The organism is Isoptericola sp. NPDC056605, assembly GCF_042792795.1.
Taxonomy (GTDB): domain Bacteria; phylum Actinomycetota; class Actinomycetes; order Actinomycetales; family Cellulomonadaceae; genus Isoptericola.
On record NZ_JBHTVT010000010.1, the window covers coordinates 1 to 25,762 of the forward strand.

Annotated in this window: 25 protein-coding genes, 1 tRNA gene, 1 pseudogene and 1 riboswitch; of the genes and pseudogenes, 18 read left to right on the forward strand and 9 right to left on the reverse strand. The window is 75.4% G+C overall.

Annotated features, from left to right (window positions below; all coding sequences use genetic code 11):
* The 9 genes and pseudogenes from ACFQ8Y_RS11705 to ACFQ8Y_RS11745 all read left to right on the forward strand — a co-directional run.
* Positions 1-573 (forward strand): annotated as a pseudogene (locus tag ACFQ8Y_RS11705) (hypothetical protein); the annotation flags it as partial.
* Positions 570-1,016 (forward strand): ribosome silencing factor, encoded by a 447-nt coding sequence (gene rsfS / locus ACFQ8Y_RS11710; protein WP_430545659.1) that lies wholly within the window; start codon positions 570-572, stop codon positions 1,014-1,016. The pseudogene ACFQ8Y_RS11705 and the gene rsfS, both read left to right, overlap by 4 nt.
* Positions 1,013-1,702, forward strand: coding sequence for a histidine phosphatase family protein (locus tag ACFQ8Y_RS11715; protein ID WP_430550171.1), 690 nt, complete (start codon positions 1,013-1,015; stop codon positions 1,700-1,702). The genes rsfS and ACFQ8Y_RS11715 overlap by 4 nt, the downstream gene beginning before the upstream one ends.
* 92 nt (positions 1,703-1,794) lie before the next feature.
* A tRNA-Ala gene (locus ACFQ8Y_RS11720) sits at positions 1,795-1,867 on the forward strand.
* Positions 1,868-2,030: 163 nt separating this feature from the next.
* Positions 2,031-2,142, forward strand: a riboswitch (TPP riboswitch).
* Positions 2,136-2,774, forward strand: coding sequence for an ECF transporter S component (locus ACFQ8Y_RS11725; protein WP_430585552.1), 639 nt, complete (start codon positions 2,136-2,138; stop codon positions 2,772-2,774). Its footprint overlaps the riboswitch before it by 7 nt.
* Before the next feature lie 4 nt (positions 2,775-2,778).
* Positions 2,779-4,230, forward strand: a complete 1,452-nt coding sequence (locus tag ACFQ8Y_RS11730) for an ATP-binding cassette domain-containing protein (protein WP_430585553.1) — start codon at positions 2,779-2,781, stop codon at positions 4,228-4,230.
* Positions 4,227-4,925, forward strand: coding sequence for an energy-coupling factor transporter transmembrane component T (locus tag ACFQ8Y_RS11735; protein ID WP_430585554.1), 699 nt, complete (start codon positions 4,227-4,229; stop codon positions 4,923-4,925). Before ACFQ8Y_RS11730 ends, ACFQ8Y_RS11735 begins: the two co-directional genes overlap by 4 nt.
* Positions 4,926-4,975: 50 nt before the next feature.
* Positions 4,976-5,587 carry a class I SAM-dependent methyltransferase gene (locus ACFQ8Y_RS11740; protein WP_430550167.1) on the forward strand — a complete coding sequence of 204 codons (612 nt, stop codon included), beginning with the start codon at positions 4,976-4,978 and terminating at the stop codon, positions 5,585-5,587.
* Between the two features lie 53 nt (positions 5,588-5,640).
* Positions 5,641-6,864, forward strand: a complete 1,224-nt coding sequence (locus ACFQ8Y_RS11745; protein ID WP_430550166.1) for an MFS transporter — start codon at positions 5,641-5,643, stop codon at positions 6,862-6,864.
* A gap of 10 nt (positions 6,865-6,874) precedes the next feature.
* On the opposite strand, the gene ACFQ8Y_RS11750 is transcribed toward ACFQ8Y_RS11745, so the two are convergent.
* Positions 6,875-7,723, reverse strand: coding sequence for an NAD(P)H-dependent oxidoreductase (locus ACFQ8Y_RS11750; RefSeq protein ID WP_430585555.1), 849 nt, complete (start codon positions 7,721-7,723; stop codon positions 6,875-6,877).
* Between the two features lie 124 nt (positions 7,724-7,847).
* Between ACFQ8Y_RS11750 and ACFQ8Y_RS11755 the strand changes: the two genes are divergently transcribed.
* From ACFQ8Y_RS11755 to ACFQ8Y_RS11770, 4 genes are read left to right on the forward strand one after another with little or no spacing between them, the layout of a single operon-like run.
* Positions 7,848-8,909, forward strand: coding sequence for a GlxA family transcriptional regulator (locus ACFQ8Y_RS11755; RefSeq protein WP_430585556.1), 1,062 nt, complete (start codon positions 7,848-7,850; stop codon positions 8,907-8,909).
* A gap of 32 nt (positions 8,910-8,941) precedes the next feature.
* The gene (locus tag ACFQ8Y_RS11760; protein ID WP_430585557.1) at positions 8,942-10,210 is read left to right on the forward strand and encodes an aspartate aminotransferase family protein; all 1,269 of its coding nucleotides are present in this window, start codon (positions 8,942-8,944) and stop codon (positions 10,208-10,210) included.
* A 49-nt stretch (positions 10,211-10,259) separates the two neighbouring features.
* Positions 10,260-11,540 (forward strand): ectoine hydrolase, encoded by a 1,281-nt coding sequence (doeA, locus tag ACFQ8Y_RS11765; RefSeq protein WP_430585558.1) that lies wholly within the window; start codon positions 10,260-10,262, stop codon positions 11,538-11,540.
* Entirely contained in the window at positions 11,537-12,925 is a 1,389-nt protein-coding gene (locus ACFQ8Y_RS11770; protein ID WP_430550161.1) for an aldehyde dehydrogenase family protein, read from the forward strand. Before doeA ends, ACFQ8Y_RS11770 begins: the two co-directional genes overlap by 4 nt.
* 29 nt (positions 12,926-12,954) lie before the next feature.
* Here ACFQ8Y_RS11770 and ACFQ8Y_RS11775 read toward each other — a convergent pair whose 3' ends face one another.
* The 4 genes from ACFQ8Y_RS11775 to ACFQ8Y_RS11790 all read right to left on the reverse strand — a co-directional run bounded on the left by ACFQ8Y_RS11775 (position 12,955) and on the right by ACFQ8Y_RS11790 (position 16,769).
* Complete coding sequence (locus ACFQ8Y_RS11775) at positions 12,955-14,859, reverse strand: rhamnogalacturonan lyase (protein ID WP_430585559.1); 1,905 nt, start codon at positions 14,857-14,859, stop codon at positions 12,955-12,957.
* A 114-nt stretch (positions 14,860-14,973) separates the two neighbouring features.
* Positions 14,974-15,303: a cupin gene (locus ACFQ8Y_RS11780; RefSeq protein WP_430550159.1), complete on the reverse strand. Its 330-nt coding sequence runs from the start codon at positions 15,301-15,303 to the stop codon at positions 14,974-14,976.
* Between the two features lie 77 nt (positions 15,304-15,380).
* Positions 15,381-15,920: a hypothetical protein gene (locus tag ACFQ8Y_RS11785; protein WP_430585560.1), complete on the reverse strand. Its 540-nt coding sequence runs from the start codon at positions 15,918-15,920 to the stop codon at positions 15,381-15,383.
* A gap of 54 nt (positions 15,921-15,974) precedes the next feature.
* Positions 15,975-16,769 (reverse strand): HAD hydrolase family protein, encoded by a 795-nt coding sequence (locus tag ACFQ8Y_RS11790; RefSeq protein ID WP_430585561.1) that lies wholly within the window; start codon positions 16,767-16,769, stop codon positions 15,975-15,977.
* Positions 16,770-16,884: 115 nt separating this feature from the next.
* Between ACFQ8Y_RS11790 and ACFQ8Y_RS11795 the strand changes: the two genes are divergently transcribed.
* On the forward strand, positions 16,885-17,523 hold the full coding sequence (locus ACFQ8Y_RS11795) for a maleylpyruvate isomerase family mycothiol-dependent enzyme (RefSeq protein WP_430585562.1): 639 nt from the start codon (positions 16,885-16,887) through the stop codon (positions 17,521-17,523).
* Here the strand turns inward: ACFQ8Y_RS11795 and ACFQ8Y_RS11800 are convergent.
* Positions 17,520-17,963, reverse strand: a complete 444-nt coding sequence (locus tag ACFQ8Y_RS11800; protein WP_430585563.1) for a VOC family protein — start codon at positions 17,961-17,963, stop codon at positions 17,520-17,522. The two genes, ACFQ8Y_RS11795 and ACFQ8Y_RS11800, sit on opposite strands and share 4 nt — an antisense overlap.
* 71 nt (positions 17,964-18,034) lie before the next feature.
* Here ACFQ8Y_RS11800 and ACFQ8Y_RS11805 point away from each other — a divergent pair, with 71 nt between their 5' ends.
* Positions 18,035-18,622, forward strand: a complete 588-nt coding sequence (locus tag ACFQ8Y_RS11805) for a TetR/AcrR family transcriptional regulator (RefSeq protein WP_430585564.1) — start codon at positions 18,035-18,037, stop codon at positions 18,620-18,622.
* Between the two features lie 24 nt (positions 18,623-18,646).
* Here ACFQ8Y_RS11805 and ACFQ8Y_RS11810 read toward each other — a convergent pair whose 3' ends face one another.
* From ACFQ8Y_RS11810 to ACFQ8Y_RS11820, 3 genes are all read right to left on the reverse strand, one after another.
* Positions 18,647-20,263 carry a UxaA family hydrolase gene (locus tag ACFQ8Y_RS11810; protein WP_430585565.1) on the reverse strand — a complete coding sequence of 539 codons (1,617 nt, stop codon included), beginning with the start codon at positions 20,261-20,263 and terminating at the stop codon, positions 18,647-18,649.
* Positions 20,260-21,321, reverse strand: a complete 1,062-nt coding sequence (locus ACFQ8Y_RS11815) for a LacI family DNA-binding transcriptional regulator (protein WP_430585566.1) — start codon at positions 21,319-21,321, stop codon at positions 20,260-20,262. The genes ACFQ8Y_RS11810 and ACFQ8Y_RS11815 overlap by 4 nt, the downstream gene beginning before the upstream one ends.
* Positions 21,322-21,423: 102 nt before the next feature.
* On the reverse strand, positions 21,424-22,134 hold the full coding sequence (locus ACFQ8Y_RS11820; RefSeq protein ID WP_430585567.1) for a rhamnogalacturonan acetylesterase: 711 nt from the start codon (positions 22,132-22,134) through the stop codon (positions 21,424-21,426).
* Between the two features lie 167 nt (positions 22,135-22,301).
* Between ACFQ8Y_RS11820 and ACFQ8Y_RS11825 the strand changes: the two genes are divergently transcribed.
* The 3 genes from ACFQ8Y_RS11825 to pntB are packed head-to-tail and all read left to right on the forward strand — an operon-like array spanning position 22,302 to position 25,739.
* Positions 22,302-22,748, forward strand: a complete 447-nt coding sequence (locus tag ACFQ8Y_RS11825; protein WP_430550150.1) for a pyridoxamine 5'-phosphate oxidase family protein — start codon at positions 22,302-22,304, stop codon at positions 22,746-22,748.
* Positions 22,749-22,758: 10 nt separating this feature from the next.
* Positions 22,759-24,309 carry a Re/Si-specific NAD(P)(+) transhydrogenase subunit alpha gene (locus ACFQ8Y_RS11830; protein ID WP_430585568.1) on the forward strand — a complete coding sequence of 517 codons (1,551 nt, stop codon included), beginning with the start codon at positions 22,759-22,761 and terminating at the stop codon, positions 24,307-24,309.
* A complete protein-coding gene (pntB, locus tag ACFQ8Y_RS11835) occupies positions 24,306-25,739 on the forward strand; it encodes a Re/Si-specific NAD(P)(+) transhydrogenase subunit beta (protein WP_430550148.1) in 1,434 nt (477 codons plus the stop codon). The genes ACFQ8Y_RS11830 and pntB overlap by 4 nt, the downstream gene beginning before the upstream one ends.
* Positions 25,740-25,762: the final 23 nt, after the last annotated feature.

Consider the following 25,762-nt stretch of genomic DNA (forward strand, 5'->3'; position numbering starts at 1 on the left):
CCCCCGGCCGCCCCGGCTGCCAGCCCGCCGGCCACGGTCGCGCCGCGCCCCGACGGCCCCGCCCGCCGTTCCCCGTTCGCGACGACGGGCACCGCGTCGCCGTTCGGCGCCACCGCGGCCTCGGCGCCGCCCGCCCAGGCGGCACCGAGCCCGGCGCCGCCCGGCGCCACGTCGGTCGCGCCCCCGCTGCCCTGGGCGAGCCCGACCACCGAGCGGCCCGCGTCCGTGCCGCCGTCCCGCCCCGCTGCGGGCCCCGCACAGCCGCCGGCCGCGCCGGAGCGACCCGCCGCGTCCCCGTTCGACGCGCTGGTCGCGTCGGAGCAGCCCGTCCGCGCGCGGTCGGCCGCGCCGCTGGACGACGAGGACGACGACGAGGACTGGGACGAGCCCGAGGCGTCGTACACCTGGCTGCACTACATCGTCCTCGTGGTCGTCGCGTTCGTGCTGGGGCTCCTGGTCTGGAAGCTGCTGCTCCAGGCGCCCGACGACAGCAACTTCCAGACCGATACCGACGCCGCCGCGCCCGCGGCCGGCGTCTCCCTCACGTACGAGCACCCCGGAGCCGCTGCATGACCGCTAGCCCCCGCGCCGTCGAGCTGGCGGTCGTCGCCGCCCGGGCCGCGTCGGACCGCAAGGCGCAGGAGATCATCGCGCTGGACGTGAGCGACCAGCTGGTGCTCACCGACGTGTTCCTCATCGCCTCCGGCACGAACGAGCGCCAGGTCTCGGCGATCGTGGACGCCGTCGAGGAGGCGATGTTCCTCGCCGGCTCCAAGCCGATCCGTCGGGAGGGCAAGGCGCAGGCGCGGTGGGTGCTGCTGGACTTCGGGGAGGTCGTCGTCCACGTGCAGCACGCCGAGGACCGCGTGTACTACGCGCTCGAGCGACTGTGGAAGGACTGCCCGGCGGTGGAGCTGCCGGAGGACGCGCGCGGCGGTGACGGCGCGGCGGCCGCCGCCGAGTACGGCGACGGCGGGGGCGACGGGGCGATCCGTCTCGCGGGCGACGAGCGGTGACGGCCGGCACCGTCGTCCTGCTGCGGCACGCCCGCACCGCCTACAACGCGTCCCTGCGGCTGCAGGGGCAGATCGACATCCCGCTCGACGAGGTCGGGCGCTGGCAGGCGGCGGAGGGCGGCTCCGCGCTGGCGTCGTCGCACCGCGCGACGCGCATCGTGTCGTCCGACCTGGGGCGCGCCGTCGAGACGGCGACCGCGTACGCGGACGCGCTCGGCGGGCAGCCCCTGGTCACCGACGAGCGCCTGCGCGAGCGCGGCTTCGGTGCCTGGGAGGGCCTCACGGGCGCGGAGCTGCAGGAGCGCTGGCCCGAGGAGTACGCCGCCTGGCGCCTGGGCGCGGAGCCCGTGGGCGCGGGGGCCGAGACGAAGGCGGCGGTCGCGGAGCGCATGGCCGAGGCCCTGGCCGAGCATGCCGGGGACCTGGACGACGACGCGACGCTCGTCGTCGTGTCGCACGGCGCCGCCATCTCGCTGGCGGTGACGGCGCTGCTCGGGCTCGACCCGACCACGTGGCGCGGGCTGTCGGGGATGCACAACGTGCACTGGTCGCACCTGCACCGTGCGGGCGAGGGTGCTGTGCCCGCCTGGCGCCTCGTGGCGCACAACGTGGGCGCGGGGTACCCCCTGGACCGCTGGCAGGCGGGGCCGGACTGGAATTTGGAACCTGGCCCGAAGTCTGCCTAAGATATCGACGTTCCCGAGGGGCGCAAGCCCGGAGGAACGCACCGAATCAGACGAATCGCCCGGTCGCCCGTCGGCCGCGAGAGTCGGTTCTCGGGGCTGTGGCGCAGCTGGTAGCGCACCTGCATGGCATGCAGGGGGTCAGGGGTTCGAGTCCCCTCAGCTCCACCCCGACGAGAAGGCCCGGAACCCCACGGTTCCGGGCCTTCTTGCGTGACCAGGGGTTTCACGGTGCGGGACGCCCTTGCGCCGACGCCGTCGTCGCCTAGGGTCGGACCTGCGGTCGCGTCGTCGGCCGCCGTGAGGTCACACCTGAAGTCACATCTGAAGACACCCATGACAGGGGAGCGCCGTCGAAGGGGCGCTGAGAGTGCGGGCACAGCCGCAGACCCTTGGAACCTGCTCCGGTTAGCACCGGCGAAGGGAGTTACCTGGAATGTCCGCGCCCACTTTCGCGCGCAGCGCGTCCCTGCGGTACCGCACCGTCGACCTCGTCACCGTGGCCATGCTCGGCGTGGCCGTCGGTGTCGTCTTCTGGGGCTGGACCCAGCTCTACCACCTGCTCTCCGCCGGGCTGGCGGTCGCCTTCCCGCCGGCCACCGGCCTGCTCGGCGGCGGCTGGCTGCTCGGCGGCGTGCTGGGTGGCCTCATCGTCCGCCGTCCGGGCGCGGCGCTGCTCACCGAGGTCGTCGCCGCGAGCGTCGAGGCCCTGCTCGGCGCCGGCTGGGGCTTCTCGGCGATCGTCTCCGGCGTCGTCCAGGGGTTCGGCGCCGAGCTTGTCCTCGCCCTGTTCCTCTACCGGCGTTTCGGCGCCGCGGTGGCGGCCCTGGCGGGCGCGACGGCGGGCGCGTGCGGCGCCGTGTACGAGTGGTTCGCGTACTACCCGGACTGGGAGTGGGGCTTCCGGCTGGCGTACCTGGGCCTCTTCGCGCTGTCCGGCGCGCTGCTCGCCGGCCTCGGGGGCGCGGCGCTCGTGCGCGCCCTCGCGCGGGCCGGCGTGCTCGACGCGTTCGGCCCGGGTCGCGACCTCGCCGACCGTGCCGTCGACCGTGCCGTCGACCGCGCGCCGGCCTGACGGCGTGGCGCACGACGACGTCCGGGTTCGCGTGCGAGGGCTGTGCTGGCGGCCCACCGGGCGCCGGGCCCCGACGATCGAGGGCCTCGACCTCATCGTCGGCGCGGGGGAGCGCCTGGGGCTGGTCGGTCCCAGCGGGGCGGGCAAGTCGACCGTGCTGCACGCCCTGGCGGGCGTGCTGGGCGACCCGCTGCCCGGCGAGCTGTCCGGGACCGTCCACGTGGACGGCGGGGTGGGGCTCGTCCCGCAGGACCCGGGCTCCGCGGTCGTCGCGGCCCGGATCGGCCGGGACGTCGCCTTCGGCCCCGAGAACGCCGGCCTGCCGCGGGACGAGATCTGGCGCCGGGCCGGGGAGGCTCTCGACCGGGTCGGGCTGCGCCACCCGCCCGACCGGCCGACGTCGGCCCTCTCGGGCGGCGAGCTGCAGCGGCTCGCGCTCGCCGGGGCGCTGGCGAGCGCGCCGGGCCTGCTGCTCCTGGACGAGCCGACCGCGATGCTCGACCCCGCCGCGGCGGCCGAGGTGCGCGCCGCCGTCGTCGGCGCGCTGGAGGGCTCGGACACGTCCCTCGTCGTGGTCGACCACCACGTCGGGCCGTGGCTCGAGCACCTGGACCGCGTCGTGGTGCTCGGACCGGGCGGCCGGGTCACGCACGACGTCGCGCCCGCCGCGCTGCGCGACGTCCCGTCCGCCCTGCGGGACGACCTGACGCGCGCCGGCGTCTGGCTGCCCGGCGTGGCGGCGCCGTCCCCGCTGTCCGTGCCCGCGGCGCTGGTGGCGCCGGACGTGCCCGGGCCGGACGTCGTCGTCGCCGGCCTCCGCGTCGACCTGGTGACCCGCGGCCTGCGCGGTCGCACCACGACGCGTGCCCTCGACGGCGTGGCCGCGCGGCTGCCCGCGGGCCGCCTCACGTCCGTCACGGGGCCCTCGGGGGCGGGGAAGTCCACGCTCGTCGCCACTCTTGCGGGGCACCTGCGGCCGACGGCCGGCGAGGTGCGGGGCGTCCCGGGGCGGACGGCCCGCTCGGAGGAGCTCGCGCGGTCCTGCGGGTGGGTGCCGCAGCACCCGGAGCACGGCCTGCTCGCGCTGCGCGTGCGGGACGAGGTGGAGCTCACCGGCCGGCGCCTCGGCGTCCGGGTGGACGTGGACGCCGTGCTCGCGCTGCTGCGCCTCGACCACCTCGCCGACGCGCATCCGTTCCGGCTGTCCGGCGGCGAGCAGCGGCGGCTCGCCCTGGCGGCGGCGCTGGCGCACCGGCCGGGGCTCGTGCTGCTCGACGAGCCGACCGTCGGCCAGGACAGGGGGACCTGGGCGGCGGTGGCCGGGTGGGCCGGCGCCGCGGCCCGGCACGGCGCCACCGTCGCGGCGAGCACCCACGACGCGCACCTCGTCGCCCTCGCGGGGCACCAGGTGCGGCTCGGCGGCGCGACGAGCGAGCGAGCGACGGTGGCGGCGTGACCGGCGCGCTGGGGCGCGTGAACGCCCTCGTGCTCGTGGCCCTCGGGCTGCTCGGGCTGGTCGCCTCCCTGGGCGTCCGGGACGTCGCGAGCGCCGCCGTCGCGCTGGGCGGGTCGCTGGCTCTCGGGCTGCTGCTCCTGCCGCGCGGCGCCGGCTCTCCGGCCCGTTACCTCGCGGTGGTCGTCGCGGTCGCGTCGGTGGCGTGGTCGACGTGGCTGCTCGGTGGCCACGACCCGGTGGTGGCCGCCGTCGCGGGGGCCCGCATCGCGGTGCTCGCCCTGCCCGGCGTGGCCCTCGCCCCGCTGGTCGACCTGAGCGGGCTGGCCGACCAGCTCGGCCAGCGGCTGCGCCTGCCGGCCCGTTTCGTCGTCGGGGTGGCCGCGGCGCTGCAGCGGTTCGAGCGGCTCGGCGCCGTGTGGGAGCAGGCGTCGCGGGCGCGTCGGTCGCGCGGCGTCGGGCCCGGGCGGGGCCCGCTCTCGCGAGCGCGCCACGCGGCGTCGGTGACGTTCGCCGTGCTGGCCGCCACCCTGCGCGACGCGGCGGCCATGTCCGTCGCGATGGACACCCGGGGCTTCGCGGGCGCCCACCGCCGGACCTGGGCGGAGCCTGCGCCGTGGACCCGTACGGACGGCGTCGTGCTCGCCGCCGGCGCCGTCGTCGCGGCGCTGCCGTTCGCCGTCCTGGCCTGGCGGTAGCCGTCGAGCGGGGCCCGTCGGGCGCAGGATGGGTGTCGGGAGGTGCTCGCATGGCCCGCCAGGTGCACGACTTCGACGCCCTCTACGCCGCGGACGTCCCGCCGCCGTGGGAGATCGGGCGCCCGCAGCCCGCGCTCCTGGCGCTCGTGCGCCGGTCGGTGCTCGCCGACCCGGTGCTCGACGTCGGCTGCGGCACGGGCGTGCTGGCGCTCGCGGTCGCCCGGGCGGGCCACCGGGTGGTGGGCGTGGACGCCGCGGCGCACGCGATCTCCCGCGCGCGGGAGCGGGCCGCGGAGTCGATCGTCGACCCGCCCGGCGAGGTGCGCTTCGAGGTCGCGGACGCCCGGCGGCTCGACCGCCTGGCCGTGCGGCCCCGGACCGTCCTCGACTCAGGGCTGCTGCACACCCTGGACGATGCCGGTCGCGCCGCCTACGTGGCAGGGCTGGAGGCGATCTGCCCGTCCGACGCGCTCGTCGCCGTCCTCGCGATGTCCGTGGCCGCCGGGCTCGGCTGGGGCACGACCGACGACCGGCTGCGCGCCGCGTTCGAGGGGCCCTCCTGGTCGGCGACCGTGGTCTCGGACGCCGAGATCACCGCGCGCCCCGCGGGCGACGAGCTCCACCTGCCCGCGCTGCTCCTCACGACCCGGCGGGCCGCATGAGACGTCCGTGAACGGACCGGCTCCCCACGGGGCCGGTGCGATAGGAATGGTGCGTGCCGTCCCCGCCGCTCTTCCCGTTCCGTAGCGTCGTCCTCGGGGCGTTCCTCCCGACCCTGGTGCTGGAGATCGGCATCGGTGCGCTGCTGCCGGTCGTGGCGGTCACCGCCACGGGCCGTGGCGCCACCCTCACGGTCGCCGGCCTCGTGGCCGCGCTGCTGCCGCTCGGCAAGATCGCGTTCGACCTGCCCGCCGGGGCGCTCTCGCAGCGCCTCGGGGACCGGGTGGCGATGCTGGTCGCCGGCAGCGTCGCCGTCGTGGCGTTCACGACGATCGCGCTGTCGTCGGCGCTGTGGGGACTGGCCGCGGGGGTGCTCGCGCTCGGCGCGGCGAACGCCGTGTTCAACCTCGCCCGGCAGGCGTACCTCACCGAGATCACGCCGCCGCTGCGGCGGGCGCGCGTGATGTCGACCCTCGCGGGGGTGCACCGCATCGGCCTGTTCCTGGGGCCGTTCGCGGGGGCCGCGATGATCGCGGCGACGTCGCTGCACGGCGCGTTCTGGCTGGGCACGGGCTCCGCGCTGGTCGCGGTGCTGGTCATCGCCCTGGTGCGGCCGGAGCCGCGGGCCGACGCCGCGCTGCCGCGCCCCGCCGGCGGTCCGCGGGTGTCCATCGCGGCGGTCGCGCGCGAGCACAGGCAGCTGTTCGCGACCCTCGGCGTCGCCATCCTGCTGGTGAGCGCCGTGCGCGGCGCGCGGCAGACAGTCATCCCGCTGTGGGGCGAGCACCTGGGCCTCGACGCCGAGGTGACGTCGCTCGTCTTCGGCGTCTCGGGCGCCCTGGACATGCTGCTGTTCTACCCGGCGGGCAAGGTGATGGACCGGTTCGGCCGGCTGTGGGTGGCCGTCCCGTCGATGCTCACGATGGCGGTGGGGCTGGCGGTGCTGCCGTTCGCGCACACCGCCGGCGCGCTCGCCGTGGTCGCCGCCCTGCTCGGCGTGGGCAACGGCATGGGCTCGGGCATCGTCATGACGCTGGGCGCCGACGTCGCACCCGCCGCGGTGCGGCCCACGTTCCTCAGCGTGTGGCGGCTCTTCCAGGACACGGGCGACGCGCTCGGGCCGCTGATCCTGTCGGCCGGGGCCGCCCTGGGCTCGCTCGCGGCCGGGGTGTGGGCCACCGCCACGCTGGGCGGCGCGTCCGCGGCCGCGCTCGCGCGCTGGGTGCCGCGGTACTCGTCGCTCGCGAACCTCGTGCCGCCCCGGCGCCGGCGGCCGTGACGTCCGTGCCTCACGCGCGCAGGTGCACGCCCAGCCCGCGGCGGCCGGGCTCCAGCGCGTCGTGGAGCTCGCCGCGCTCGTCGTAGTCCCCGCCGTCCTGGCTCCGGTACGCCAGCACCGGGCCGTCGGGCAGGGCGAGCAGCCGCTCGCGCAGGCCGGCCGAGACGGCGGCGTAGCCCGCGTCGTCGAGGCGGTTCGCGCCCAGCACCAGCACGGGCTCCGCCACCTGCATGCCGGTGTACCAGAAGGTGCCGTGCAGCAGGGGGAACAGCGTCTCGGCCAGGTCGCCGTGCAGCCCGCGCGGCCCGAGCCCCGTGCCCGCGCCGACCGTCACCACGGCCAGCGCGCGCCGGCCCGCCAGTCCGCCGTCGCCGTACCGCCGGGTGCGCCCGGTCGCCGCGTCGCGCACGCCGTATGCGTAGCCCTGCACCAGCACCCGGTCGAGCCACCCCTTGAGGATGGCGGGGACGCCCAGCCACCACAGGGGGAACTGCAGGACCACGGTGTCGGCCCAGGCCAGCTTGTCGTGCTCGGCCCGGATGTCCGGCGCGAGCTGCCCGCGACGCAGGGCGCGCTCCGAGGCCCCCGCGACGTCGAGCCGGTCGTCCGCGGCGTCGCCGAAGTCGGCAGCCGTCACCACGGGGTCCCAGCCCATCGCGTACAGGTCGGACTGCACCACCTCGTGCCCGGCGTCCCGCAGCGCCCGGACCCCGTCGTCGCGCAGGTGCGCGGTGAGCGACCGCGGCTCGGGGTGGGCGAGCACCCACAGCACCCTCATCGGGTGGGTCGTCGCGTCCGTCCGGTCGTCCGTCCGAACGTCCGTCGCGTTCTCCATCGGGTTCTCCATCAGGACCTCCATCGCTGCTCCGTCTCGGTACGAGGTTCTCGGGAAGGGCGGCGCCCGCCGCCCACCACGACCACGCTGCCGGTCCGCGCGCGCCTCCGGAAGTGGCCGGAGAGCCACTCTGTGCAAGGATCGAGCCATGACGACTCCGACGAGCATCGCCCCGGCCGCACCCGGTGCGCGTCCGCACCACGTCGCGGTCCTCGTGCGCGACGGCGTGATGCCGCTGGAGCTCGGCGCCGTGCACCAGCTGTTCGGCACGGCCCGGGGTCCGGGCGGCGAGCGGCTGTACGAGGTGCGCACGTGCGCCGCGGTGCCGGGCCGGGTCCGCTCGGACGCGGACTTCGCCCTCGACGTCCCGCACGGCCCGGAGGCGCTCGTCGACGCCGACACCGTGGTGGTGCCGGCCTCGCACGCGCTGGACGACACCGGCGCGCCCGACGAGGAGGGCGTGGCCCCGGGCCAGAGCTCCCTCGCGGAGCTGCTGGGGCAGGTCCGCCCGGACGCGCGGATCGCGTCGATCTGCACCGGGGCGTTCGCGCTCGCGCGCGCCGGCCTCCTCGACGGGCGCCGGGCGACGACGCACTGGATGTCGGCCGAGCGGTTCCGGCGCGCGTTCCCGGCGGTCGAGCTGGACCCGGACGTGCTGTTCACCGAGGACGGTCGGGTCTTCACGTCGGCCGGCGAGGCGGCCGGGATCGACCTGTGCCTGCACCTGATCCGCTCCGACCACGGCGCGGCGGTCGCGAACGACGTCGCGCGCCGGACGGTCGTGCCGCCCTTCCGCGACGGCGGCCAGGCGCAGTTCGTGGACGCCCCCGTGCCCGAGCCGGCGGGGGACCACACCGGCACCGCGCGGTCGTGGGCGCTCGAGCACCTCGACGAGCCGCTCTCGCTGGACCGCCTCGCCCGGCAGTCGTCGATGAGCACCCGCACCTTCACCCGCCGGTTCCGCCGCGAGGTCGGTCTCTCGCCCGGGGCGTGGCTGCTGCAGCAGCGCCTCCTGCGGGCTCGTGACCTGCTGGAACGCTCCGACCTCCCCGTGGACGCCGTCGCCGGCCGCGCCGGGTTCGGCACGGGCGCGTCGCTGCGCCAGCACTTCGCGCGGGCGCTGGGGGTCTCGCCCGCCGCCTACCGCGCGACGTTCGGCCCCCGCCCGCGACATCAGAACGTTACGCAGGTCGTCCCGCGAGTTCCTTGACGGGGGAGGCCTCGGGCACCTACATCTGGTTGATGGAGGTCTTCGAGAAGTGGGAATCCGAGATCCGGGGGTACAGCCGCACGTATCCCACGGTGTTCGCCTCGGCGTCGAACGCGCGGCAGGTGGACGAGGCCGGCCGTAGCTACCTCGACTTCTTCGCCGGTGCGGGGGTGCTGAACTTCGGGCACAACAACCCGCGCATGAAACGGGCCATGATCGAGTTCCTCGAGGCCGACGGCGTCGCGCACAGCCTCGACATGGCGACCACCACCAAGCGGGACTTCATCTCGAAGTTCGTCTCCACGGTGCTCGAGCCGCGCGGCATGACGATGCGCTTGCAGTTCATGGGGCCGACGGGCAGCAACGCCGTCGAGGCGGCTCTCAAGCTCGCCCGCAAGGTCACCGGCCGGCGCGAGGTGGTCGCCTTCACGCACGGGTTCCACGGCATGACCCTCGGGTCGCTCGCGCTCACGGGCAACGACGTCTTCCGCCGGGCCGCGGGGGTGCCGTTGGAGAACGTGCACCGGTTGCCGTTCGAGACCGCCCCCGGGGGCGGTCTCGCGTCGCTCGAGGCGTACCGGGAACAGCTGGCCGACGTGTCGAGCGGGCTGCTTCCCCCCGCTGCGTTCGTCGTCGAGACGATCCAGGCCGAGGGCGGCGTCAACGTGGCCGGCGCCGAGTGGCTGCACGCCGTGCAGCGGCTCGCCCGCGACGTCGGGGCGCTGTTCGTCATCGACGAGATCCAGGTGGGCTGCGGCCGCACCGGCAGCTACTTCAGCTTCGACGGCATGGGGCTCGACCCCGACATCGTGTGCCTCGCCAAGGGGATCGGCGGCTACGGGACGCCCCTGGCGATGAACCTCAACCGGCCCGAGCTGGACGCGCACTGGGCTCCGGGCGAGCACACGGGCACCTTCCGCGGCCAGGGCCTGTCGTTCGTGGCCGGGCGCGAGGCGCTGACCTACTTCGACGACGACGAGCTCATGAACGAGGTGCACGCCAAGGCCGAGCGCATGGTGTCCGTGCTGGACGGCCTCGCCGCCGAGGTCCCCGACCGCGGGTCCGCCGGGAAGGATCGCCGCTTCGCCGTGCGCGGCCGCGGGATGATCCAGGGCCTCGACGTGGTCGACGGCGCGTTCGCGAAGGCGGTCGCGGCGGAGTGCTTCGCCCGCGGGCTGCTCATCGGGCCGTGCGGCAGCGGCGGCCGCGTGCTCAAGCTCATCCCGCCCCTGACCATTCCCGACGACGACCTCGACGAGGGCCTGGAGATCCTCGCGGGGGCGGTGCGCGACACCCTCTAGCGCCCTCGAGCAACCTCGCCGGGGCGCGTGACAGCAGAAGGAGGCCGGCATGCGGCAGCGCGACGACATGACGTTCCCGTTCGAGGAGTACGCGAGACGCCTCGGCGACCTGCGCCGCCGCATGGCGGAGCGGATGCTGGACGCGGTGGTCATCACCGACCCCGAGAACCTCATGTACCTCACGGACTACCAGACCACGGGGTACTCCTTCTTCCAGGCGCTGGTGGTGCCGCTCGAGGACGAGCCGTTCATGATCACCCGTGCCATGGAGGAGTCGAACGTCCACGCGCGCACGTGGGTGGAGCTGACCCGCCCCTACCCGGACACCGGCGACGCGATCCAGAGCCTCGTGCAGTCCCTGCGCGAGTTCGGGCTCGACACCAAGGACGTCGGGTACGAGCGCAACAGCTACTACTTCCCGGCCTACCACCAGGACTACATCCACAACTCGTTCACCGACGGCCGCCTGCTCGACTGCTTCGGCATCGTGGAGGAGGGGCGCGTGACCAAGTCCGACGCCGAGATCGCGGTCATGCGGCGGGCCGCGCGCGCCACGGAGGTCGGGATGGCGGCGGGCATCGAGGCGGTCGCCGCCGGCGTGACCGAGAACGAGATCGCGGCGGAGATCGCGTCGGCGATGTTCCGCTCCGGCGGCGAGTTCCCCGCGGTGATGCCGTACGTCACCTCGGGGCCGCGGAGCATGATCGGCCACGCGACCTGGGAGGGTCGCACCGTGCGGCCGGGGGAGCACGTCTTCCTCGAGGTGGGCGGCTGCTTCCGGCGGTACCACACCGCGATGATGCGCACCGTGGTGCTCGACGACCTCTCGCGCAGCATGCTGGTGGCGCAGGAGCGGATGAAGCTGGCGCTCGCGGAGGTCAAGGCGGCCATCCGGCCCGGGCTCACCGTGTCCGACGCCGACAACATCGTGCGGAACATCATCTCGGACAACGGCGTCGGGGCGCGGCTGGTGACCCGGTCGGGGTACTCGATCGGCATCGCGTTCCCGCCCAGCTGGGACGAGGGCTACATCGTCAGCCTCAACCAGGGCGACCCGCGCGTGCTGCGCGAGGGGATGACGTTCCACATCATCCCGTGGATGTGGGGGGTCGACGGCGACAAGACCGTCGGCATCTCCGACACGGTGCGGGTGACCGCCGACGGGTGCGAGTCGTTCTTCACCCTGGGCGAGGACTTCACCTGCAAGCCCGAGCACGCCGCCGCGGATGGCGGACGGATCGGCGGCGAACCGTCGGACGGCGGTTCCCTCGCGCTCGTGCCGGGCCCGGCCACCGACGGCATGGACGCGACGGAGGAGGAGACCGCATGACGATGCTGATCGCGACGGACCCGAGCACGGGCGAGACGGTCCGCGAGGTCCCGGCGGCGACGCCGGGGGAGGTGGACGCCACCCTGGCGGCCGCCGAGGCGGCGCGGGCCGCGTGGCGGGACCGTGGGCTCGACGGGCGCGCCGAGGTGATGCACGCGGTGGCGGCCGACCTGCGCGCCCGCGCCGACGAGCTGGCCCCCCTGATGACGCAGGAGATGGGCAAGCCGATCACCGAGGCGCTCGGCGAGGTCGAGAAGGCGGCCTGGTGCGCCGAGCACTACGCCGAGCACGCGGCGGCGTACCTGGCGACCGAGGAGATCGCCTCCGACGCGACGCGCAGCTACGTGCAGCACCTGCCGCTGGGCACGGTGCTCGGCGTCCTGCCGTGGAACGCGCCCTTTTGGCTGGCCCTGCGCTTCGCGGCGCCGGCCCTCATGGCGGGCAACACGGGCGTGCTCAAGCACGACCCGCACGTGCCCGGCTGCGCGGAGGCGATCGGCGAGGTCTTCGCACGGGCGCTGTCGGCGTCGGGCGCGCCGCGGGGGGTGTTCCTCAACCTGCCGCTGGAGACCGCGGACGTCGCCGCCGTCATCCGCGACCCGCGCGTGCAGGCGGTGTCGTTCACCGGGTCGTCGCGCGGCGGCGCGGCGGTGGCGAGCGTCGCGGCGGCCGAGATCAAGCCCGCCGTGCTGGAGCTGGGCGGCTCCGACCCGTGCGTCGTGCTCGCCGACGCCGACCTGGACGCCGCGGCCGACACCATCGCCCTGTCGCGGATCATCAACGCCGGCCAGTCGTGCATCGCAGCGAAGCGGGTCATCGTGGAGGACGCCGTGCACGGCGCCCTGGTCGACCGGCTCCGGGACCGCCTCGCCGCGCTGAAGGTCGGCGACCCGCGCGACCCCGCCACGCAGGTGGGGCCGATCGCCCGTGCCGACCTGCGCGAGAACCTGCACCGCCAGGTCACCCGCACGGTGCAGGCGGGGGCGCGGCTGCTGCTCGGCGGCGAGCTGCCCGACGGCCCGGGCTGGTTCTACCCGCCCACGCTGCTCGACGACGTCACCGACGACATGACCGCCGCCTGCGAGGAGACGTTCGGCCCGGTCATGGCGGTGATGCGGGCGGCGGACGCCGACGAGGCGCTCGAGACGGCGAACCGCACCGAGTACGGCCTCGCGGCGAGCGTCTGGACGACGCCCGAGCGTGGCGAGGCGATGGCCCCCCATATCGCTGCCGGGCAGGTCTCTGTGAACGGCATCGTCAAGACCGACCCCCGGCTGCCGAGCGGCGGGGTGAAGCGCTCCGGCTACGGGCGCGAGCTCGGTCCGCACGGCATCAAGGAGTTCGTCAACGTGCAGCAGGTGTGGGTCGGCCCGCGCCAGGGCTGAGGCCTGGCGCGGGCCGACCTGTCACCGCGTCAGTCCACCGTGGCGAAGCTGGGGTGCGGCGGCTGGTTGTACGCCGTGTTCTGCCACGCGACGGCCAGCCGGTACTGCCGGTCCTCCATGAGGGACGGGTGGGCGATGTCGGTCGGGATGTCCGTGGAGTAGATCCGCAGCGCGCTGGAGTCGGTCGTGCGGAAGACGACCTCCTCGCGCCAGTCGCCGAGGATGTCGGCCTGGAGCGCCGGCGTCGCCTTGGTGCCGTTGTTCGACGCGACCCCCTCGCCCGTGAGGAGGCGGGTGTCGCCGCTCGCGCCGTACTTGTCGATGTGGGTGTCGTCCAGCAGCTCGCGCTGCCCGTCGCCGTCCCACCAGATCACGAAGTTGGTGGAGCCGGGCTTACGACCCACCTCGGAGCCGTCCGTCGCGCTGCGCAGGCCGGAGACCTTGGACGACCACACCTCCGCCCCGGGGTTGTCGGCGGTGATGTCCGCGGCCACGCCGCGGCCGTTGTCGGAGCCGGCGGCCGGCGCGCTGGAGAGGATCCTGCCGGTGGCGGCGTCGGCCACCCAGTGCGCCGGGTCGCTGCCCGACTCCGAGGGCTTGAACACCTCGAGCCCGGGGTCCGACGGCACCAGGTCGCTCACGTGGTACGCGTCGCCGTGGTGGGTGCCGTTCTGCCACAGCCCGTTCCCGTTGTCGTCGATCGCCATCGAGCCGTAGAGGATCTCGTCGCGCCCGTCGTCGTCCACGTCGGCGATCGACAGCTGGTGGTTGCCGCGGCCCGTCCAGTCGGGCCCGTTGGTCGACGAGCCCGAGTCGAACGTCCAGCGGCGGGTGAGCGCGCCGTCGCGGAAGTCCCACGCGGACACGGCGGTCTTGGCGTAGTAGCCGCGCCCCATGACGATGCTCGGCCGGGACCCGTCGAGGTAGGCGGTGCCCGCGAGGAAGCGGTCCACCCGGTTGCCGTACGTGTCGCCCCAGTCGCCGACGTTGCCGCGGGCGGGGCGGAAGTCGATGGTGTCGAGCTCGGCGCCGTCGGTGCCCCGGAAGACCGACAGGAACTCGGGGCCGCTGAGCACGTAGCCGCTCGAGTTGCGGTGGTCGGCGGAGGCGTCGCCGATCACCTGGCCCGTGCCGGAGACGGTGCCGTCGCCGGTCTTCACCGCGACCTCCGCGGCACCGTCGCCGTCGTAGTCGTACACCTGGAACTGCGTGTAGTGCGCCCCGGCGCGGATGTTGCGGCCGAGGTCGACGCGCCACAGCCGTTCGCCGTCGAGCTCGTACGCGTCGAGGTAGACGTTGCCCGTGACGCCGGACTGCGAGTTGTCCTTGGCGTTGCTCGGGTCCCACTTGAGGACGATCTCGTACTCGCCGTCGCCGTCGAGGTCGCCCACCGAGGCGTCGTTCGCGGAGTAGGTGTAGCCGCTGCCGGCGGGTGGGACGTCGAGCGGGACGTCGAGCGAGCTCGCCTGCGCGCCCGCCACGGGCGCGAGGGTCAGGGACTCGCCGGCGACCTGTCCGGCGGCTCCCTCGGCGGACGGGTCGTCGGACCGTGCGGCCGCGGCGCGCGCCGCTCCGTCGCCGACGGCGACCACGGCATAGCGGGCGTCGGCGGGGGCGCCGCGGTCGAGGAACGACGTCGCGCCGGTGACGGCCGGTCCGGGCACCCGGACGCCGTCGCGGTAGACGTGGAACGCGGCGTCGTCACGGTCGGCCGCCAGGAGGCGCCAGCTCACGCGGTTGCCGTCGGCGGTGGGCGTGCTGATCACCGCCCGGCCGCCGGGGGACGCGTCGGCGGACGCGGTCGGCGTCGTGGGCGCCGCGGCGGACGGCGCGTCCCCGGCGGCGAGGGCGGGGGCGGCGAGGGCGAGCGCGCAGAGCGCTCCCGCCGCGGCGGTGAGGGTGGTGACTGCGGTCGTGCGGAGTGTCGGCAGCATCATTGCTCCGTTCCGGTTGAGACGATTCACACCGTTCGCGACCGAGGTTGCCAGAAACCGGTTGCTCGCGTCACCTCCGGGTCTCACCAGATGGGACGGGGTGACGACGGGGCCTCAGGGCTTGGGGATGCTCGTGACCGTCGTGAGCAGGAAGACCGAGTCCTCGAGCGCGCTGACGGCGTGCCGCTCGTGCGTCAGCACCCGCAGCTGCCCGGCGCGCACCTCGTCGTCCCCGTCGAGCGCGGTCACGCGCACGCGCCCGTGCAGCACCAGGACGGACGCGGCCGGCGGGGAGTTGTGCTCGCCCAGCTCGATCCCCTCGACCAGCGCCAGGATCGTCTGTCGCAGCGGGCCGTCGTGCACGACGACCTCGGCGCTGCGTCCGTTCTCGGCTGCGCGGGCCTTGTCGAGGTGGGTCGTGGTGAGGTCGTCCAGGTCGGCCATCAGGGGCTCCGTCCGTCGGTCGGCACGCGGACCGCGTCGTCAGGGCCCGCCGACCTCACCGTACCCGGGGAGCGCGGTCAGCCGCCGCCCGTCCAGAGCACCTCGGCGATCATGTCGCCGGCCCCGTCGCCGCCGGCGAACAGGCTGATCAGGTGCTCTCCGGCCGGGCCCGACAACCGCACCCGCCACCAGCCGTCCCCGAGCTCTGCGGCCGAGGCCTCGACCGCGCCCTCGACGGTGCGGACCGCGTCCCCCTCGACCTCCGTCACCGTGAGCTCGACGTCACCGTCGAGGGGGACGTGCACGAACAGCTCGGTGGCGTCGCCCACCGCCGGCGGGTGCTCGTCGAACCCGTCGGCGCAGCCCTGGTCGGCGCAGAAGGTGAACGGGTGGAGCAGCAGCGCCCGGTCGCCGTACCGCACCTCGAACGGCCGCGGCTGCTCGATCCCCTCGGCGTCCGGGGGCCACAGTCCGTGCGTCGCCGTCGCGGTGGGGGACGGGACTCCCGACGGCGGCGCGCCGGGCGCCCCGCCCGGCGCGCACGCCACGAGCGCGCCCGTCAGCACGGCGGTGGTCAGTACGGCGAGCGCCAGGGTCCTCGGTGCAGTGCTCCTCATGTCCTTCCCGTGTCGCGACGGCACGCGACCTTGCGGCGCGGGGCGGTGACGACCTCAGACGTGGGCGGTCGTGAGCCCCAGCCGGGCGAACGCCTCCGCGACGCCGCCGCGTGCCGGGCCCGGCACGACGAGGTCCGCCTCGGCGAGCACCGCCTGCGGCGCGCCCTCGACGGCGACGGCCGTGCCCGCGTACTGGAGCATCTCGACGTCGTTGTACCCGTCGCCGACGCCGACGGCCTGCGCGGCGGTGAGCCCCAGGTGCTCCATCACGGCGGCCATCCCGACGGCCTTGTGCACCCCGGCCAGGTGGATCTCCCCGGCGTTGTCGCCCGTGTCCGCGTAGGACGAGGGGAGGATGCCGACCTCGGGGCCGAGCTCGGCGCGCAGCGCCGCGATCGGCACGCGGGAGTCGAAGTAGCTGATCTTCGCGTACCGGACGCCCGCGAGGTCGCCGGGCATCCGCAGCACGTCGAGGATCTCGTGGGGTGCCGCGTCCCCGCGGACCGCGAGCCGGGCGTCGAGCCCGACGGGGCCGTACACGGCCTCCGGCGCCTCCAGCAGGTACGCGACGTCGTGGGCGTCGAGCACGTGCCGCACGCGCGTCGCGAGGTCGTCGGGGAAGCGGAGGTCGGCCACGACCTCGCCGTCGAGCCGGACGAACGCCCCCGCCGTCGCCACGACGCCGTCGAACCCTGCCGCGAGGAGCGACGGCGGCAGCATCGACTCCGGGCGGCCCGTGCACAGCAGCACCCGGTGGCCGGCGCGCCGTGCGGCGCGCACGGCCTCCTCGTGCGCGGGCGGCACCGTGCCGTGGTCCGCGTAGGTGCCGTCCACGTCCAGGAACGCCACGCGCGCCCCGTCACTCTTCGAACCCGACACGGGTGCAGTCCTCCAGGCATTCGGCGTCGTCGTGGGCACCGTCGAGCCTAACCGCGGCGTGGGTGCCCCGTGGTTGGCTGGCGACGTGACGACGAGCACCGAGCGCGCCCGGACCTGGTCGATGATCCACGCGGAGCGTGCGGCGCTCGCCGACGAGCTCGGAGGGCTCGACGACGCGGCGTGGGCCGCGCCGTCGCTGTGCGGGGAGTGGTCCGTGCAGGACGTCGTCGCCCACCTCACGGCGGGCGCGAGCGCCGGCCGGTGGGCGTGGCTGCGCAGCATCGCCGGGGCGCGCTTCGACGCCGGCGTGCACAACGCCCGCCGGCTCGCGGAGCACCGGGGTGCCACGCCGGCCGAGACGCTCGCACGGTTCCGCGCCGTCACGACCAGCACCGTCGCGCCGAGCGGGCACACGGCCGCGTGGCTGGGCGAGGTCGTGGTGCACGGCCAGGACGTGCGCACGCCGCTCGGCCTGCCGCGCACTCCGTCCCTCGCCGCGACCACCGCGGTGGCCCGCTTCTTCGTGGGCAGGGACTTCACGGTCCCGGGCCGGTCCGTGGCGCGCGGGCTGCGGCTCGAGGCGACCGACGGACCGTTCGCGCACGGCGACGGACCGGTGGTCCGCGGCACCACCCTGGCGCTCGTGATGGCACTGGCGGGCCGGCCGACGTTCTGCGACCAATTGACGGGCGAGGGGTTGCCGCGGGTGCGCGAGCGGGTCTAGGCGACCGGGTCCTCGGCGCCGGGGCCCTCGGTGCCCGCCCCGGCGTAGAGGGCGGCGAACTCCCCGGAGGGCGGGATCGGGGTGACGACGTCGACGAGCGCGCCGTCGGGCCCGGCCACGATGAAGTGCCGCTGGCCGAACTCCTCGTCGCGCAGCGGCAGCAGCACGTCGTGCCCGCCCGTCGCGAGGACGCGGGCGTGCACGGCGTCGACGTCGTCCACCTCGACGGTGACGAGCACGCCCGCCGCTCGCGTGCCGCGGGCCCGCTCGGGGACGGTCCCGTGGTCCGCGTCGACGACGGCGAGCTCCGCCGCGCCGGAGCGCAGGCTGACGTACCAGTCCGAGGAGAACGTCGGGGTCATCCCCAGCAGGTCGGCGTAGAAGCGCGCAGCGCTCGGGACGTCCGAGACGGCGAGGACGGGGTACAGGCTGGTGATCATGACGACTCCCGGGGCAGATACATACGGCGTGTACGTATATATACATTCACGGTGTCGGTAACCTGTCAACCATGCCGAGGAGATCCAGGGCCGAGAGCGAGGCGACGGCGGCCGCGATCCTCGCCGCCGCGCGCGGGCTGTACGCGGAGCGGGGGTACGCCGCCGTGGCCGTCGAGGAGGTCGCCGCCGCGTGCGGCGTCACCCGCGGCGCCGTCTACCACCACTACGGCAGCCGCGCCGGGCTGTTCGCCGCCGTGCACGCGGACGTGACCCGCGGCGTCGGCGCCGAGATCGAGCGCGCGACCGACGGTCTGGACGATCCGTGGGAGAGCCTCGAGGCGGGCTGCCGCGCGTTCCTCGCGGCGGTCGTCGCCGACGACGCGCGGCAGGTCGTGCTGGTCGACGGGCCCGCCGTGCTCGGGTGGGCGCGCTGGCGCGAGGACGACGCCGCCAGCTCGGGACGGCTGCTGGACGAGGTGCTCGGCGCCCTCGCGGACGCCGGCCGCGTGCGCGCCCCCGAGGTCCCTGCCACGTCGGCCCTGCTGTCCGGGGCCATGAACGAGGCGGCCCTGTGGGTGGCCGCCTCGCCCGACCGCGACCGCGCCCTCGACCAGGCGTGGGCGGCGCTGCGCCGCCTGCTGCGGGGGATCGAGGCCTGAGGGATCGGGACGGTCAGCGCCGCGTCACGTGACCGCGCCGAGCTGCCAGGGCACGAACTCGTCGGCCCCCAGGTCGAGCTCCTCCGAGACGGTCTGCTCGCCGGACGCGACGGCGAGGATCTTCTCGAACAGCTCCTCGCCCACCTCCTCGACGGTCAGCCCGGTCTCGACGATCCGGCCGGCGTCGAGGTCCATGTCCTCGCTCATGCGGCGGTAGGTGTCGGAGTTGGTCGCGACCTTGATCGACGGGGACGGCTTGCAGCCCAGCACCGACCCGCGGCCGGTCGTGAAGACGACGACGTTCGCGCCGCCCGCGACGATGCCGGTCACGGACACCGGGTCGTACCCGGGGGTGTCCATGAAGGTCATGCCGCGCTCGGTGACGGGCTCGGCGTACTCGTGCACGGCGACGAGGTCGGCGGTGCCGGCCTTGGCGACCGCGCCGAGCGACTTCTCGAGGATGGTCGTCAGCCCGCCCGCCTTGTTGCCGGGCGACGGGTTGTTGTCGAGGGTGCCGCCCCCGGCCGCCGCGTAGCCCTGCCACCAGTCGAGGCGGTCGAGCAGCCGCTGGCCCACCTCGCGCGAGACGGCGCGGCGCAGCAGCAGGTGCTCCGCGCCGAACACCTCGGGCGTCTCGGCGAGGATCGACGTGCCGCCCTGCGCGACGAGCAGGTCGGAGGCGTGGCCGAGCGCCGGGTTGGCCGTGATCCCGGAGAAGCCGTCGGAGCCGCCGCAGTTGAGCCCCAGCACCAGCTCCGAGGCCGGTGCCTCCTCGCGCCGCAGCGCGTCGATCGTGGGCAGCATCTCGGTGACGGCGGCGACTCCGGCGCGCACGGTGGCACGGATGCCGCCGGTGTCCTGGATCGTCAGCGTGCGCACGGGCAGGTCCGCGCGCAGCTCGAGACCGTCGAGCACGGAGGCGGCGGGCAGCATCTCGCACCCGAGCCCGACGACCAGCAGCCCGGCCATGTTCGCGTGCGACGCGTACCCGCGCAGCGTGCGCAGGGTGACCTGCGCGCCCTCCGACGTCGGGACCAGGCCGCAGCCGGTGTCGTGCGTGAGCGCGACGACGCCGTCGACGTGGGGATAGGCGTCGAGCACCGGACCGCGGAACTGGTCCGCGATCATCCGGGCGGTCGAGGCCGAGCAGTTCACCGACGTGAGGATGCCGACGTAGTTGCGGGTGCCCCAGCGGCCGTCCGAGCGGCGGTAGCCCTGGAACGTGCGGCGCGTCGTGGGCTCGGGGAGCGCGGTGCGGGCCGTGCCGAACTCGTACTCCCGGGCGCCGTCGTCCATGCCCAGGTTGTGCGTGTGCACGTGGTCGCCCGGCGCGACGTCCTTCTTCGCCCGGCCGATGGACTGCCCGTACTTGCGCACCCCCGTGCCCGTCGCGACGGGGCGGACGGCGAGCTTGTGGCCCCGCGGCAGGGTCGAGCGGGTGGTCGCCTCGGCGCCGTCGGGCAGGCGCACGGTGGTGCCGGCGGGCACCTGGCGCGTCGTGACGGCGACGTCGTCGGCCGGGCGCAGAAGCAGCGCGACGTCGGCGAGGTCGACGACACCGGGCAGGGGCGGCTCGGCCGTCGCGCCGGGCGCGGGGGTCGCCGCGAGCGGCAGCAGCGGGTGGTGCGGGGCGGTGCTCATCGGATCGCGACCTCGGGATCTGTGGTGGAGGGGAGGGGGGCAGCCGTGCCAGGGGGGACGGGGGTGACGGATGTCGCCGGCGCGGTGGACGCGCGCACCACGAGCTCGACGGGCAGGCGGCGGTGCTCGGGCACGACCCGTTCCGTCGGCACCCTGCCGCCGGCCAGCAGGTCGACCGCGACCCGTCCGGCGCGGGCCAGGGGCACGGCGACGGTGGTCAGGGCGGGCGTCACGAGCGACGCGGCGGCGACGTCGTCGAACCCGACGACCGACACGTCGGCGGGCGTGGCCACCCCGCGCGCGTGCAGCCGGGCCAGGACGCCCAGCGCGACGAGGTCGTTGAAGCACAGCACCGCCGTGGCGCCGGCGGCGAGCGCGAGGTCCGCGGCCTGGACACCGCCCCCGTGCGTGGGCCGGAAGCTGCCGAGGTCGAGCACCGCGTCGCCGGTCGTGCCCGTCGAGAGCGTGGCGAGCGCCGTCCGGCGCTCGGCGTCCGACCACGAGGTGCGCGGGCCGCCGGCGTAGGCGACGACGTCGTGCCCGAGCGCGCGCAGGTGGTCCACCGCCTGGCGCACCCCGTCGGCGATGTCGAAGGAGACCGAGGGGGTGTCGGGCGCCTCGCGGTTGACGAGCGCGACCGGCCCGCCCGCCGACGCCAGGAGCGGGCCGAGGCGGTCGTGCGGCAGACGGGGGGAGCAGAGGACGAGGCCGTCCACCCGGTCGCCGAGCCGCGCGATGACGTCGGGCTCGACGGTGACGTCCTCGTCGGTGTCGGCGACGAGGACCTCGCGGCCCGTCTCGCGCGCCCGCGCCTGCACTCCCTTGGCGACCGCGGCGAAGAACGGGTTGGCGAGGTCCGGCACGACCAGGCCGACCGTGCCGGTGCTCCCGGTCGTCAGCGCGCGGGCCGCGGGGTGGGGCCGGTAGCCGAGCGACTCCGCGGCGCGGGCCACCTGTGCGCGGTTGGCCGCCGACACGTGGGGTGCGTCGCTCATCGCGCGCGAGGCGGTGGCGAGCGAGACGCCTGCGGCGCGCGCGACGTCGCGGAGCGTGACCACGCGGACCTCCCTGCACGCCGTCGACGGTGGAGCACGGGCTGGAACCGGTTCCAGTCCGTTCCACAGCCTACCTGCTGCCCGACCCTCCGGGTACCCGCGGGGTCAGGCCGGCTCGTCGTCGTGCCAGCGGAACCAGGCGTCGGGCACGTCCTCGTCCAGCCGGCGCACCTCGCCGGCGGCGAGCACGCCCGCGGTGAGGAGGCCGGTGGCGACGAGCCGGGCGACGGCCCCCGCTCCCGGCGGGTTGAAGTGCGTGTCGTCGCGGCGCCCGTCGTCGGCGTGGAAGAAGTAGTGCAGCGTGCGCTCGGGCCCGAGGTCGAGCCACAGCGCGAGCGAGTCGCGCTGGACGTCCACGAGCGGCACGTCCTCGCGCGCGGCGAGGGCGCGCATCGCGTCGGGGTACTCGCCGTGGGCGGGCACCGCGCGGCCCGCGTCGTCGAACCGGCGCCGCTCGACCGACGTCGCGAGCACGGGCCGCGCGCCCGCGGCGCGCGCGACGTCGACGAACCGGGCGAGGTGATCGGTGTAGGACGTCCACGGCTCGGTGTGCCGCTCGGGGTCCTCGACCTTCGCGTCGTTGTGGCCGAACTGGATCACCAGGACGTCGCCCGCCCGCAGGTCGCGGGCCACGGCGTCGAGCCGCCCCTGGGTGACGAAGCTGCGGGTGCTGCGGCCGTTGCGCGCGTGGTTGGCGACGGCGACGGCGTCGTCGAGGTAGTACGGCAGGGCCATCCCCCAGCCGGTCTCGGGGGCGGCGGCACGGCTCTTCGGGCCGGCGGTGGAGTCGCCGGCGAGGTGGACGGTGCGGGGCATGCGGGTCCTCCGGAGGTGGGCTGGGACGGGAGCGGGCAAGCGCTTGCCGGTCACCCTAGCGGGGGCACGGACGACAAGACCGCGTGCATCCGCGCACGTCCAGGGCGTAGCGTCGGCGCCGAGCGACCGCAAGTGCCGTGCGTCACGAAGTCCGCGAGGAGTCAACGATGCCCCGTCCGCCGTTCCCGGCCCCCGTGCTCGACCTGCTGCGCCGCCCCCAGCCCGCCGTGATCGGCGTCGTCCGGCCCGACGGCAGCCCCGTCACCGCGGCGACGTGGTACCTGCTCGAGGAGGACGGCGCGGACGGCTGGCACGTGCTGGTGAACCTCGACGCGACGCGCAAGCGGGTGCAGCACCTGCACGCGAACCCGCACGTGAGCCTCACCGTGCTGGACGACGACTGGTACACGCACGCCACGCTGCTCGGCCGCGTCACCGCGTGGCGCGACGACGTCGACCTCGCCGACACCGACCGCATCGCGCGCCACTACACCGGCGACCCGTACAAGGTGCGCGACCGTGCCCGCGTGACCGCCGTCGTCGAGGTCGACCGGTGGACGGCGTGGGGCAGCCTGCGCGGCGCTCTCGACACCTCGTCGGACACCGCCCGCTGAGGGGACGGCCATGCGTATCGGTGCTCCTCGCGCGACCGGCGCGGACCCGCGCCTCGTCGCCGTCACCCCGGACGCCGCCCGCCGCCTCGTCGGCCTCGGGCACGACGTCGTGGTCGAGCCCGGGGTCGGGGACGGCGCGCGCCTGCCCGCGCACGACTACGTCGCGGCGGGCGCCCGCGTCGCCGACCGGGCCGACGTGTGGTCGGCCGACGTCGTGGTCACCCTGCACCCGCCGGGCCTCGCGGAGCTCGACCTGATGCGGCCGGGCGCGACGCTCGTCGCCCAGCTCGCGCCCGCGGCGAGCCCCGACCTGCTGGACGCGATCGCCGCGCGCGGCGTGACCGCGCTGGCCCTCGACGCGGTGCCTCGGATCTCGCGCGCGCAGGCCCTCGACGTGCTGTCGGCGCTGTCCAACGTGGCCGGGTACCGCGCGGTGGTCGAGGCGGCCGAGGAGTTCGGCGGCATGTTCGCCGGCCAGGTGACGGCCGCGGGCAGCACCCCGCCCGCGCGGGTGTTCGTCATCGGCGCCGGCGTGGCGGGGCTGGCGGCGATCGGCACCGCCGTGAGCCTGGGCGCCGAGGTGCACGCCTTCGACGTGCGGCCCGAGGCGGCCGAGCAGATCGAGTCGCTCGGCGCCCGCGTCGTGCGCGCGGACGACGCCGTCCAGCAGGTCAGCGCCGACGGGTACGCGAGCGCGCAGAGCGCCGACCAGGAGGCGGCCGCCCTGCGCGCGTACGCGGAGCAGTCCGCGCAGGCGGACGTCGTCGTCACGACCGCCCTCGTGCGCGGCACGGCCCCGACGACGATCACGCGCGCGATGCTCGACGCGATGCGCCCCGGGTCGGTGGTCGTGGACCTGGCCGCGCCCGGCGGCGGCAACTGCGAGGCGACGGTGCCGGGGCAGCGGGTGGTCACCGGCCGCGGCGTCGTCGTGCTCGGGTACACCGACCTGGCCGCGCGCCTGCCGCAGCACAGCTCGCGGCTGCTCGGCACCGTGGTGGTCAACCTGCTCACGCTCCTGACGCCGGGCAAGGACGGGCGCCTCGTCCTCGACCTCGACGACCCCGTGGTCCGCGGGATGAGCGTGACGCACGAGGGCCAGGTGACCTGGCCGCCCCCGCCCGTCGCGGTGTCCGCGGCACCCCCGCCCGCCCCGACGCCCGCACCACCCGAGCCGGCCGCCGCCGACCCCGGGGCGGAGCGCCGTCGCCGTGCGACGCGCCGCACGGTGCTGGGCGCCCTCGGCGCCGTCGCCGCGGGCCTGCTGATCGCCGCCTCGCCGCCGGACGCCGTCGGGCACTACACGGTGTTCGCGCTCGCGGTGGTGGTCGGCTTCTACGTGATCTCGAACGTCACGCACGCCCTGCACACGCCGCTCATGGCCCAGACCAACGCGATCAGCGGCATCATCATGGTCGGCGCGCTGCTGCAGATCGGCGACTCCTCGCCCCTGGTCACGACGCTCGCCGTCGTGGCCGCGGCGCTCGCGAGCGTCAACGTGTTCGGCGGGTTCCTCGTGACGAACCGGATGCTGGGCATGTTCCGGCGGGAGGCGCCATGACGGTGACGTCGGTCGCGCAGGCCGCGTACGTGATCGCGGCGCTGCTGTTCGTGCTGTCGCTGGCGGGGCTGTCGGCGCAGGAGTCCGCGCGGCGCGGCACGGTGCTCGGGATGCTCGGCATGGGGCTCGCGATCGTCGCCACCGTCGCGCTGGCGCTCGACCGGTCGCAGCGCCCGTGGCCCGTGACGGCCGGCCTGATCCTGCTGGTGCTGGTCGTGGGCGCGGCCGTGGGGTCGTGGCGGGCCCGGCGCGTCGAGATGACGCAGATGCCGGAGCTCATCGCGCTGCTGCACTCGTTCGTCGGGCTGTCGGCCGTGCTGGTCGGCTACGGCTCGTTCCTCGCCGAGCCCGCGGGTGCGGCGGCCGCGGGCGGCGACACCGTGCACCGCGTCGAGGTGTTCCTCGGCGTGCTCATCGGCGCGGTGACGTTCACGGGGTCGGTCGTGGCGTTCGGCAAGCTGTCGGGGCGGCTGCCCTCGGCGCCGCTCACGCTGCCCGGGCGGCACGCGCTCAACCTGCTGGCGCTGGTCGCGTCCGCCGGCCTGCTGGCCTGGTTCGTCACCGCCGACGACGTCGGGTCCGCGCTCCTGCCCCTGCTGCTCATGACGCTCGTCGCGTTCGCGCTCGGGTGGCACCTCGTCGCCGCAATCGGCGGCGGGGACATGCCGGTCGTGGTGTCGATGCTCAACTCGTACTCCGGCTGGGCCGCCGCGGCCGCCGGGTTCACCCTCGGCAACGACCTGCTCATCGTCACCGGCGCCCTGGTCGGGGCCTCCGGCGCGATCCTCAGCTACCTCATGTGCCGGGCGATGAACCGGTCGTTCTGGTCCGTCGTGCTCGGCGGCTTCGGCGCGGGCGCTGCTGGCGAAACGACGGGCGGCCCCGGTGGCGGCACGCAGGAGGCGGGGGAGGTGCGCGAGACGTCGCCCGACGAGGTGGCCGCGCTGCTCACCGCGGCGCGGTCGGTCGTCGTCGTGCCCGGGTACGGGATGGCGGTGGCCAAGGCGCAGCACCCGGTGGCGGACCTCGCCGAGCGCCTGCGGGCGCGCGGCGTGACCGTCCGGTTCGGCGTGCACCCCGTGGCGGGGCGGCTGCCCGGCCACATGAACGTGCTGCTGGCGGAGGCGCGCGTGCCCTACGACGTCGTGCTCGAGATGGACGAGGTCAACCCGGACCTGCCCGGCACCGACGTCGTGCTCGTCATCGGCGCCAACGACACCGTGAACCCGGCGGCGCAGGACGACCCGTCGTCACCCATCGCGGGCATGCCCGTCATCGAGGCGTGGAAGGCGCGCGACGTCGTGGTCTTCAAGCGGTCGCTCGCGACCGGCTACGCGGGCGTGCAGAACCCGCTGTTCTTCCGGGAGAACACCCGGATGCTCTTCGGCGACGCCAGGGAGCAGGTGGACAAGATCGTCCAGGCTCTCTGACGCCGCCGAGGAGGGGGAGCGCT